At 43.4% G+C, this 12,122-nt stretch carries 7 protein-coding genes and 2 pseudogenes; 4 read left to right on the forward strand and 5 right to left on the reverse strand.

Annotated elements, in window-relative coordinates:
• Positions 1–8 precede the first annotated feature (8 nt).
• From AC3D28_RS14995 to AC3D28_RS15005, 3 genes and pseudogenes are all read left to right on the forward strand, one after another.
• The gene (locus AC3D28_RS14995) at positions 9–2,447 is read left to right on the forward strand and encodes a VolA/Pla-1 family phospholipase (RefSeq protein WP_488536536.1); all 2,439 of its coding nucleotides are present in this window, start codon (positions 9–11) and stop codon (positions 2,445–2,447) included.
• 345 nt (positions 2,448–2,792) lie between these two features.
• A complete protein-coding gene (locus tag AC3D28_RS15000) occupies positions 2,793–3,350 on the forward strand; it encodes a PhnA domain-containing protein (protein ID WP_098414042.1) in 558 nt (185 codons plus the stop codon).
• 169 nt (positions 3,351–3,519) lie between these two features.
• Positions 3,520–4,421, forward strand: a pseudogene (locus tag AC3D28_RS15005) (homocysteine S-methyltransferase family protein).
• Positions 4,422–4,500: 79 nt separating this feature from the next.
• On the opposite strand, the gene AC3D28_RS15010 reads toward AC3D28_RS15005, so the two are convergent.
• The 3 genes and pseudogenes from AC3D28_RS15010 to AC3D28_RS15020 all read right to left on the reverse strand — a co-directional run bounded on the left by AC3D28_RS15010 (position 4,501) and on the right by AC3D28_RS15020 (position 8,283).
• Complete coding sequence (locus tag AC3D28_RS15010; RefSeq protein WP_488536537.1) at positions 4,501–4,692, reverse strand: hypothetical protein; 192 nt, start codon at positions 4,690–4,692, stop codon at positions 4,501–4,503.
• Between the two features lie 277 nt (positions 4,693–4,969).
• Positions 4,970–5,977, reverse strand: a complete 1,008-nt coding sequence (locus AC3D28_RS15015; protein ID WP_488536538.1) for a TerC/Alx family metal homeostasis membrane protein — start codon at positions 5,975–5,977, stop codon at positions 4,970–4,972.
• A 562-nt stretch (positions 5,978–6,539) separates the two neighbouring features.
• Positions 6,540–8,283, reverse strand: a pseudogene (locus tag AC3D28_RS15020) (bifunctional metallophosphatase/5'-nucleotidase).
• A 271-nt stretch (positions 8,284–8,554) separates the two neighbouring features.
• Here AC3D28_RS15020 and AC3D28_RS15025 point away from each other — a divergent pair.
• Complete coding sequence (locus AC3D28_RS15025) at positions 8,555–10,189, forward strand: ATP-dependent endonuclease (RefSeq protein ID WP_488536539.1); 1,635 nt, start codon at positions 8,555–8,557, stop codon at positions 10,187–10,189.
• Between the two features lie 142 nt (positions 10,190–10,331).
• Here the strand turns inward: AC3D28_RS15025 and AC3D28_RS15030 are convergent, their stop codons facing one another.
• Positions 10,332–10,811, reverse strand: a complete 480-nt coding sequence (locus AC3D28_RS15030; protein WP_098414512.1) for a DUF1097 domain-containing protein — start codon at positions 10,809–10,811, stop codon at positions 10,332–10,334.
• 265 nt (positions 10,812–11,076) lie between these two features.
• Positions 11,077–11,982, reverse strand: a complete 906-nt coding sequence (locus AC3D28_RS15035) for a LysR substrate-binding domain-containing protein (RefSeq protein ID WP_098414048.1) — start codon at positions 11,980–11,982, stop codon at positions 11,077–11,079.
• Between the last annotated feature and the right edge of the window lie 140 nt (positions 11,983–12,122).

The raw sequence follows: 12,122 nt of genomic DNA on the forward strand, positions 1-12,122 counted from the left end.
GTAAACCAATGAAACATACGTTTAAATTATCACTGCTTTGTTCTGCGATCCTACTTTCTGGTTGTGGTGACAATACATCAAGCTCGGGGACTTCTGACAAAGTGCAGTTTGAAGATGAAGTCCAAGCACTACTCGATCGTGGAACATCCATAAGCTTCACTCTTCAAGGCACTAACGCAGATGTGCCTACGCCATCCTACCTACTCATGGACACCACCGACGGTACACTTGGTCTGCCTACAGGCGGCGATGATGCATTAACTAACCCTCGTGCGGCGATGAATACGATGGATGGTTGGTCAACATCGATGCCAATCGTTTTAAACTTTAAAGGCGATGGATTCGCAGATGGTCTTGTTACGTCAGGTGTAAGCGTTATTAAACTCAACCAACGTATAACCGATTGGGATGGTCAATCTAATCCAATTGCAGAAGAGCTTAAAATAGAAGATGGCGTGACTCCAGACGAAGACGTCGACTTCAAAGTCATCTCTCGCGGTAATAGCCTCTATATTCAGTTCTCAGATGCACTAGATGAATCCAGTGAATATATCTTTGCTGTTACGCAAGAGGTCAAAGATGTCAATGGCGATGAGATTGGTACGTCGTCAAGCTATGCGACTGGTAAAACGAAAGAAATCATTTATGAAACAGGCGACCTTGCTTCTGTGCAAGCCGTGACCAAAGCGGTTGAAGGTATTTTTGGTTTAGCGAGTGTTAACCCTGCAGACATTATTTACTCTTCATGGTTTAGCACTCAATCTGTCGGTGACACACTCTCGGCAGTCAAAGGGGTCACCGCAACCGGTTTTTCAACCGGTGCAAATACACTCAATACCGTTTACAAAAACGAAATTAACCAAGGTGCTGTGGATTTATCCGCCGCTTACACCATGACACTTGGGACAACTCAAGACTTTGTGGCGGCGCTAGACTCTGACGACGATTTTAGTAAGTACATTAGTGACCTAGACGCGGCGAAAACGGCAATTAAAGGCCTTTATACGCAGTCAGGTGCCGATGTAAATGTCACTCAAGGTGTCGTCAGACTGCCTCATTATCTAGAAAAAGGTGCAAACTGGAACATGCAGCCAATGGCGTCTGCCATGCCAAGCTTAGCGAAACTCAGCGCAGCGCTGGCAGAGCCTACAGAGCAAGCGAATATGGTTCAGCAGTTATCAACGGGTGTTTTTGCCGACGACCCTGTCGATGTGACCAAACTTGCCGACGACCCAACTGAGCAGTTGAAACTGGTCGGCTCTACACTCACATTGAATGATGGAACTCAACTCGACAGTGAACGTGTTGTGACCCGCTACTCCCCAGTTCCTGTAGTCAAATCGGTAGAAGACGTCGAAGTGTTAGTCTTTACTCCTAAATCCGGTGTCGCGACAGACGTGGTGATTTATCAACACGGCATTACTTCAGCAAAAGAGAATGCGTACGCGTTCGCGTTCAATATGGTAAAAGCTGGTGTGGCTGTTATCGCTATTGACTTACCTATTCACGGTACCCGTAGCTTAGATGAACAACGTTCAGCAAATGCAGACGTGTTGGCTTACTTAAACCTTTCTAATTTGACGGTCGCTCGTGATAACTTGCGTCAGAGTGTACTGGATGTACTAGGTTTACGTGCAAGCTTAGTGGTATCGGCACAAGGTGGTCTGTTGGCCGGAGGCCCTCTACAAGGCTTTAACCCAATGACTGGCTCTAAAGTCAAAATGCTCGGTCACTCACTGGGCGGTATTGTTGCCACCTCAGCCGTTGCGGCTGCAAACAACACGCTTGGCAGCCCTACCGCAGATGCGCTTTACACGTTTAGCTCCGCATCCGTACATAACTCAGGTGGCCAAATTGGCAACTTACTCTTGGGATCGGACAATTATGGTCCTCAGATCAAGCATAATTTAGCTTACGCCGCGTCTTCAGACTACGCGAGTTACGCTGATTCCACGTGTACTAAATTGGCGTTAGAAGATAAAGCTTGTTACGAAGCATTTGAATCTGCGGCAACGGAAGCGCAATTGGCGGCATTAGAAGCTGGGTTCTCACAATTTATCTATGCAGCACAAACCACGCTAGATACGGTTGACCCGTTTACAAATTCGGCTGATTTAATTGCTTCTGGTTCGCTAACAACGCCATTCCTGATGACGGAAGTGGATGGTGATGCAACGGTACCAAATAACGTCACCACTGCGCCCTTTGCGGGAACTGAACCACTGGCTGAGAAGCTGGGGCTGAAGAAAGTTCACAGCTCAGATACCGCTGTGAACGCGACTGCAAGCTTTGTACAGTTTAACGCAACGGCATCGCACAGTACCTTTGCTTCTCCTGCTGGATCATTGAACGATCTTGCCCATCATATTGAGATGCAAATGGAAAACTCTGACTTCTTAATGGATGATGCATTAACAGGTGTCACAGACACTTCTGTTCTGAAGTGATCGCCTAATCAATCCCCCAATGCCCAGTTTCGACTGGGCTTTTTTGTTTTATAGAATTCAACTCCCTTCATATTTCTTCTACTATGAAAAGTCGTTGCGTTCTCACTCTGTTATCGCGAGTATCTACTGCCTCTTTTGGATGTATAGGCAACGAAATCATCATTCTAGATAACGTCTATTCCTATTTACCTTTTAGGTCTTATTTGTTTAGCGAATATTTTACACCTTCCGTCTAATCAGGTTGGAGTGTTGTAAAATCTCAGCTTTAATTCGATAACACCCTTTTATTTCTCAGGATAAAGTGGATAATATCGCCACAAAATAACACTTCTAAGGTGAGTCCTTATGTCTATTGAAGCTACTCTGCTTGCGCGCTGCGAGTCAAAATGTGAACTGTGTTCTTCTGAATCTCAATTAACGGCTTACGCTGTACCACCACACAGTAACATAACCGTCGATACCGCGATCATGGTATGTGACAAATGCCACGGTGAGATTGAAGAACCTAAAGACATTAATCACTGGCGCTGTCTAAATGACAGCATGTGGAGTCAGGTTCCTGCAGTACAAGTGACGGCATGGCGCCAACTAACTCGCCTAAACACTGAAAGCTGGGCTCAAGATGCTCTTGACATGATGTACATGGAAGAAGAGCAAATGAACTGGGCAATGAAAGGTATGTCTGACGATGACAAAACCTTAGATTGCAACGGCACTGAGCTCAAAAAAGGTGACGATGTCACTGTAATCAAAGATCTGCCAATCAAAGGCACAAGCCAAGTGATTAAACAAGGTACTGTTATTCGTGGTATCAGCCTTGGTAACGACCCAAAACTGGTTTCAGGCAAGGTAAATGGTGGTCAATCTATGTACGTGATCGCTGAATACTGTCGTAAAAAATAATATCGAATTACTTTCGAAGTTAAAACGGGGCTCCACTTGGAGCCCCGTTTTTTTGTTGCTTAAGCACGCTCATTGCTCTCATCACTCACATAACACACTTAATCTTCTCTTTTTCTCACGATTGTTTTCTATTAAGGTTTCATTAACTCGAACGAAAATGGATTGTTGTATGAAGAAGTTGACCATTCTTGATGGTGGCATGGGACGAGAACTGAAACGTATGGGAGCCCCTTTTTCCCAACCACATTGGAGCGCTCAAGCTTTAATTGAATCTCCTGAGTTCGTGTATCAAGCGCATCGTAACTTTATCCAAGCCGGGGCAGAAATCATCATTGCTAATAGCTACGCATGCGTACCATTTCATCTTGGACGAGCGCTCTACGAGCAGCAAGGTGCTAAATTAGCATGCAAGGCAGCTAAAATTGCCCGTGAGTGTGCAGATGAGCATGGGGATAAAGTCCAGGTCGCTGGCTGCATTCCTCCTGCATTCGGAAGTTATCGCCCTGACTTATTTGAATCAAAAAAGGAGAAGCCATTTTTCGTGCTCTGTTCGAAGCTCAAGATGCGCATGTCGACCTTTGGATAGCAGAAACTGTGACTAGTTTAGAAGAGCTCATGTGTTTACAAAAGGTCTTTGCGACAAGTACCAAGCCCGTTTGTTACGCGTTCTCTCTGCTTGACGAATTAAATCATAGCGCCCAGCTTCGCTCTAGAGAAAGTGTCATCTTGGCCATTAAACAGTTAATCACTGGATCAAATAAAAGTAATACTGCCGGTATCTACTTCAACTGCTCTATTCCAGAAGTGATGGGACAAGCCGTGATGGAGACTAAGTCAGTCTTAACCAGTCATCACAGTGACATCGAGATCGGAGTTTACGCGAATAGCTTCTCGGCGATAAAAGCGAATCACGAAGCCAACAACACCATTCAAGAGACCCGAGAACTCTCTCCCGAAGAATATTTAAGTTTTGCTAAACAATGGTATGCCAACGGGGCGAACGTCATTGGAGGCTGCTGCGGAATTGGCCCAGAGCACATCCAATTACTCACCCACTGGAAACACTCTTAGTAAATAGTCATTGATTAGCAAAATACCTAGATAAAAAAATACCGGCTCTAAGCCGGTATTTGAATTAAAACTGTTAAGATTAGCGGTATATCCCGACATCTTTTTGAATGTGTGCAGACAAGTCTTCTGTGCTGTAACGGTGTGGTGCCGTATTATCAACAAAAAGAATGTCTAGTAAGTGAGCAATCAATCCTTTGAAGTTAACCGCGTAGGTTTTCTGTTCCATAGAGGTTGGTAAAGCTACATTTGTCATTTGCATTGCTTGTGCCATGATTGCCTCTCTTTAAAGCAGTAATATATTTTATTGGTCATATATTAGTCACTCTATCGTAGTTTAAAAAGTGACAAAATTTACTTATTCAAATTACTTTTTCTAATAAAACAATTTCATTACAACCTATAAAAATACAAATGAATGTATTACGTATAATTATTCAAAAATATCAGAAAATATTGAATACCCTCACTTTAAATGTACAACTGAACCCCAAATTGCAACATTTTATTAACCGCAACATTCATCGTCACGACATGATCCTTCTCAAAATTTAAAGTTTTTGATTAGTAATAGTAACGCTAGTTTGACTAAGTTGATTGTCTAATCTGTTTTTGTACATCGAAGCAATGGTTGCTGACGTCATAACAACAATCAAAAATGTCAGTGACCAAATTGTCGGGATTTCATACTCTGTTCCGACCAATAACATCTTTACACCGATGAACATCATGATCACCGATAATGCTGGCTTTAAGTACACGAACTTATCCAGCATCGCTTGAAGTACAAAGTACAGAGAGCGTAAGCCTAATAAAGCGAATACATTCGCTGCAAGCACTAGAAATGGCTCACGTGTTACCGCAAAAATTGCAGGAATAGAGTCCAATGCGAACATCACATCCATTACGGCTATCACACCAACAACAATCAGCATAGGAGTTACTACCCACTTACCGGCTTGCTTCAGGATCAAGTGGTTGTCTTGGTACTCTTCAGTTACTGGTAAAAACTTACGGATGAATTGTTCTGGGTATGGGTTTACTTCCTCTTCACCTTTGTCACGTGCCAGCTTGATCCCCGTCCAAATGAGGAATGCCGCGAACAAGTAAAGTACCCAATGATATTGAGCCAGTAATTGGGCCCCCACAGCAATCATCATGGCACGAAGTACCAATGCGCCAATCACACCCCATAACAACGCGCGTGGTCGTAAATGTTCCGGTACTTTGTATTGCGCAAAGATAATAGCAAACACAAACAAGTTATCCACGCTAAGCGACTTCTCTAGCAAGTAACCTGTCAAGAATGAAATCGTAGCTTTGTCGTTTGTGTAAGTGCTATGTGGTGCGTAAAAATCCCAGAAAAAATAGATTGATCCTGCAAAAACAAACGCAAGTAAGAACCAAAAAACACTCCAAACCATGGCTTTTTTCATGGTAATGATGCCACCGCGAGTTTGGTAAATGTCGAGCGCCACCAACGCGAGTGCAAACAAACCAAAGGCACCGTACATAGTGAGTGATTCTTGAAATTGGGTAGTATTTTCGATAAGAGACATGCTTCCTCCCTAAGCGGAAGGACATAACTTGGGTGACCTTCCGCATATAATATCAACAGCGGTCACATAACAATGTGTCCGCCAGTCATAAATGCGTTGGTCTCGTTGAAGTGAAGCGTGACTAAACCACACGACACCTTTACTTACCGGATAAGCTGCTGCTTAACGAGATGACGATAAGTAAACTTGCGCTAACTACTCCCCAAACGCCGCCATACTAACGCCGACCGTAACGGTGTCAAACAAAAAAAATTTATCATTCCGAATTGGAATTTTTATTAACAATCAAAAGAGAAAGTCGACTGGGAATAAAGACATTGGATGGAACTTAATGGATATTTGATGCGCCTCGGAAGTCAAAAAAGGAGCGAAGTCGCTCCTTTTGAAACATCCTTATTGCTGGCAATTACAATCCACTGGAAGGTACAAAGTACACTAACGTTGACCATACAGCGACCCATGCAACAACCACAGCAGCATCCGCCCAACCTTTCTTCCACATCCTTCCATCCTCTCATCACATCTAGCGTAGAGATGAGAGCAAAATCGATACCAACTGATTTTATTTATGTTGCTGCTTGTAAAGTTTGTGACTTTGGTTCAAACAGTTTGGCTCATCCGTTAGTAATTCGATGAAACAATCCGCCATTGATAAGTTGGTTATACGTCCTTCACCTTTCATTTCCAGTAACGCATCGTAACCTTCTTTGCCTTTCATCGTATAGGCGGAAGAAGTGCCGCGGTACCAAGTATTATCTTCAACATCAACCCACTGGCTACCATCAAAAATCTCTAAAGATTTTATTCTTTCACCTTTTGCTGAATCGGCATGGTACTCAAAGTTCAAGTTATACGTATAGGGGTAGCTACCCGACCCTGTCCCCTCAACACCATTATTTAATGCGTTATTGATAGCCCCTTCAAGAGCACGACGAATCGCACTGCCTTGTACATCATAAAAACCAATAGGAACGGCAAAAGGCAATAACCGTCCGGCAACATCTGCCACCGTAATATATCCAGGGTTTAATGAGGTTCTTACACCGCCAGCATTGTGAATGGCAAATTGAACCTTATGACCACGCTTATTCAAACTGTGTAAGAATGATCGCGCAACTGAGGGCGCTAATTCACTCTCACCAAACTCATCAGGGATGCGAACATGGCGTTTTTTTGCATCCACATTCGCAATCACTTGCGACTGCCAGCTGCCTTACACGAGGGATATACTTTTCGTTTAGGATTGCTTGCGTCTCTGGGTGTTTTTTACAAACAACAACATTAGGTTGACCATGAATAAAATTACATGCCGTTTCAAATACACCTTGGTCTAATTGCTGGTTTAACTTCGAATCCCAAAAAATACGGCGCCCTAGTAATAACTCATTTTGACCATTCAGCATGGTCGCTTTGCCGTCTTGATCAAACTCGATCACACAATGCCCCATGGTTAATGCGTGATACCCCGCCTGCACAACGTAAGTGTCCTTCACTTTAACGCCGTAAGGGTCATCTTGACCTAGCCCGATAGAAGAGAAATCCCCTTGGAGTCTGTGGCTATGCCCTCCGACAATAATACCGATCCCTTGGACCTTTTCAGCTAGTTCCAAATCGCCCTCATAACCCAAATGACTAAGAAGAATGATATTGTTAATACCAGCAGAATGGATTTGCTCTATCGTTGCCCTAGCCGTATCGATTGCAGTCATGAAAGGGGTGTCTGCATCAGGGTTAGCAATATCGCTCATTTTATCTATAGATAGGCCGAAAATCGCAACCTGTTCACCTTGAAATTCTTTCACGATGTATTGTGCGCTCTGTGTCTCTTTTTGAAAGCTATAAACATTATTACAATCGCTGATACGGTGCTGTTTGGAAAGAGACTCGCTTGATAAGTCCCAGTTACCAGCAAGTAATGGGAATTGAGTACGTTGGCAAAATAGCGCGACAGGCTCATTGCCCATATCCAGTTCATGATTTCCCAAGGCCATAGCATCGATTTTCAACGCATTCAACAAATCCGCGTTCGCTTTTCCCTTAAATAAAGAGAAATAAAGCGTGCCTTGAAAGCAGTCGCCCGCATGAAGGAAGAGCATTCCTTGACGTTGGCGTTTTGCATCTTCCCGCAACTGATCCACACGTGTTGCAATACGCGAGAAGCCACCAGCACTCACATAAGGTTCCAGTATGAGATCGTTATTAATTTTTAATTTTAGCTGTAATGACGTTGGCTCAAAATAGGAATGAGTGTCATTGATGTGTGCCAGTTTTATTCTTACTGGCTTATGATTTTTATTCATTTTCATCGTCTCTCTTTTCATTCCTTATAATAATAAGAAGGGAATCATGACAGAATCATGAATTTTATGAAACATTGAATTTTTTATTTCATATTTACGTGATCCCGATGTTTCTAGGTTGTCGATGAAAGCGCCTCAAGCTTATTACGGTCTCTATTCATAAGGAGGTTGGTGGTGATTTTGTGAACTGAGGTGAATTCGATAAACCTGAATTCATATATGCTTAGAGATAGCAAAATAACGCTCTATAATTCAAACAATTGCAAGGAGGATTGAGATGAGACTAGAACGCATCGAAATCTCCGGATTTAGAGGCATCAAACGCCTTTCGCTCTCTTTTGATGAGCTCACCACACTCATTGGTGAGAACACTTGGGGCAAATCTTCATTATTGGACGCCCTTTCAATCGCACTGCCTGCTGATGGTTCGCTGTATCAATTTGAACTGAAGGACTTTCATGTCGATTACTCCATCTCTCACCCGCAGTCTCAACACCTACAAATTATTGTTTGCTTTAAAGCACAAGATAAACACGAAGTAAAAGCGGGCCGTTATCGCCGCATTAAACCAACATGGTGCACGAATAACAGTGGTGAGCACGTCATTTATTACCGCATTAGCGCGTCACGTAATGGGCATGATATTGAAACCAAATATGCGTTTCTGGACCAGAATGGTATTCCTAAGCTTCTCCATCATTCAGAAAAACTGGCGATAGAGTTAATGACGCTTCACCCTGTCATCCGTTTACGAGACTCTCGACGCTTCCCTCACTTAAATCACGTTAATGGCAATAGCATCAATGCCCGGATTGAGAAACGAATTAACAATACATGCCGACGCTTATTAGCGATGCCAGGTCATGTAAACAAAGGAGAAATCCGCAGCAGTCTTGACTCGATGCAAACCTTAGTCGAGCACTATTTTGCTTTTCGAAGCGTCAGTAAAGGTAGCCCGAGAAAACCAAGAGACGGACTTTTTTACACGAGCCCATCCTCTGATAAAGGGTTGAGTCAGTTTCTTAAAGAGACGAATGACAAACAAAGTCGCTTATTATTGATGGGGCTACTGAACGCTTACCTTCAAGCAAAAGGACCTACCGACTTAAGACGCTGCGCAAGGCCGATACTGATCATTGAAGACCCTGAAGGTCGTCTGCATCCAACTCACCTTGCGAGAGCATGGTCCTTATTACAACTTTTACCAATGCAGAAGATTTTAACAACGAATAGTGGGAGCATGTTAGGTTCTGTTCCTTTGTATTCTATTCGACGTTTAATTCGTTTATCAGACCGTACGATCGCTAAAAGCCTAAATACTTCAAAATTTGGGATTGATGAGTTAAGGAGAATCGGCTTTCATATTCGTTTCCACCGTTCAGGAGCTTTATTTGCACGCTGTTGGCTATTGGTAGAGGGTGAAACAGAGGTTTGGCTGTTCAATGAACTCGCGCGCCAGTGCGGTTATGATTTAGCGGCTGAAGGCGTTCAGATAGTGGAGTTTGCGCAGTCAGGGCTAAAGTCACTGGTCAAAGTAGCAAAAGAGTTTGGAATCGACTGGCATGTCGTGACGGATGGCGACCCTGCGGGGAAAAAATACGCTCACACGGTTAGAGCACAACTCGGGCATGATCAAGAAAGACATAGACTGACTGAGTTGCCCGATCGCGACATCGAGCACTTTCTGTATAACCATGGTTTTGAACTTTTCTTTAAAGACATTATCAAAGTTCCTCATGATCACCCTATCCCAGCTAAAAAAGTCGTCAACCGCGTGCTAAAAAAACATGCAAAACCTGATCTGGCGTTAGCCATTGTTTCTTATTGTGAATCACAGGGGGTCGAATGCATTCCAGTATTACTCCGCTGGACACTAAAGCGGATCGTAACGATGGCAAACGGTAATACCTAAGGCAGTAAGCGCCAACGTTTAGTTCTGGAAACAAAAAAAGCACACCAACTTGGTGTGCTCGTATCAAACATCACTAATTTTGATTAACGGTATGAGCGGGGTAAACTCAATACACAGCGGATACAAATAAGATTGGGGGCCACTACTGAGCTTGCTCGGCAAGCGAAGATGTCGTGGTTGATTTCGTATGTAACCAAAGTCCGGTTGCTTTCATCAGGTAACCAAATATCCCCCCCACCAACAAGGATGGGATGACAAGTTGCCAGTTTCCATCAGCGGCAAAGGTCGCGCATGCTCCGATGAAAGTACCAGGAATGTACGCTAACCAAGCTTGCTTGGCTTGAATACACATGAAAAATGCCACAATAGCGGTAATGACATAACCTAGAATTTCAAGCCCCACATAAGTCGAAGCATAAATTATTACCATTGCCCAAAACACACCGGTCATATTGGTAACTAGGCTAGTCCCTAACCCTCTCAATCCGCCAGTCGGGATCGCAAAATAGCTCGTGCAGCCAAGGAAACCAGCCCAAGACAGCAGACCTAAAGAAATGGCAATCCAACCCCATACGCCAGATAAAATTCCAGTAGTGATAGAGATAGCTAAAAGTGTCGTCATGTTAGTCGTACCTACTTGGCTATTACCGCACTCTTTTGGTTCGATAACTGCCTTCATACATTGAAATCAAGGACACATATTAGAGATATCAGCTCAACTTATCGGTGACATTGATCACAATAAGATATCGCATATTTCACCCCTTGCATTAAAAGTTTGACGCAACCGATAAATCAACAGGTTTAGGGAGTAATGAACGTAGCAAGTAAAGCGTGTTAGTGGCAATAAACGAGACTTTACTATACAAAACTGATTAACCTAACGGTCAGAAGACCGATGGTTTACCCTTCATCATTCGCAAGCCCTCACGCTTAATGCAGTCAACCAATGGATTCTCTGCCATATCTGCACGCCATATAAATGACAGCGTTCTCTCCATTTTTAATTCAGGTACATTTAATGCGACAAGATGACCAACTTCGATGTAACGCTCTACGTCTAAATACGGTAAGCAAGTAAGATATTGACCGTTTGCAACGAGACTGCGTAATACAGGAACGTGCTCGTACTCGCGCCACACATCCAAATCTTCGATAAGATGGTGAATAGAGCTATCAAATGTTTTGCGAGTACCAGACCCATGCTCTCTAAGCACCCATTTCGCCTGTTCTAATTGCGCGAGACTCACCGATTGATTGCGAGCAAAAGGATGGTGGGAAGATGCAACAACCGTAAGGTGATCTCGACACCATACTTCTTGGTGCAGACGATTATCATCACAACGGCCTTCAATGATACCTAAATCATATTTATAGCCTAAAACACCATCAATAACGCCTTTCGTACTCTGTACTCCAAGGGAGATTCTCATCTCCGGAAAGTCATTATCAATGATACTGATAAGGTCTGGAACCAAATGTTCAGCTGGGGTTTGACTTGCCCCCATGCGAATCTCTCCACTCAGCAAATGTTGCTCATAAAATCCCATTTCGATCTGCAATGCGTCTTGTAATAAGCGCTTCGCTTTCGGCCTTAGCCACATTCCCCAATGAGTCAACGCCATTTGCTTGCCTTGCCTTTCAAACAAAGGCCTACCGAGCATTTTTTCTAATTGCGCGAGCGACATGCTTGTCGCCGATTGTGTCAGTGCCAATTTATCTGCGGCCTGGCTTACACTGCCGGTATCTGCAACTGCGTCAAAAACCGCCAGTTGCTTTAGTGAATAGCGCAAAGTGTCCTCCTTCATCGGCGAGTATTTTCATACTCTCACAATCTTAAAAAACATGCCTTTATAAGCAATAGAGTTCATTTTACTGAGTCTCATAAAGTTATCAATTAATTTGATGAAACTTCTAAATATTATCAATTTTA

This window comes from Vibrio sp. TAP-3B (assembly GCF_057784735.1).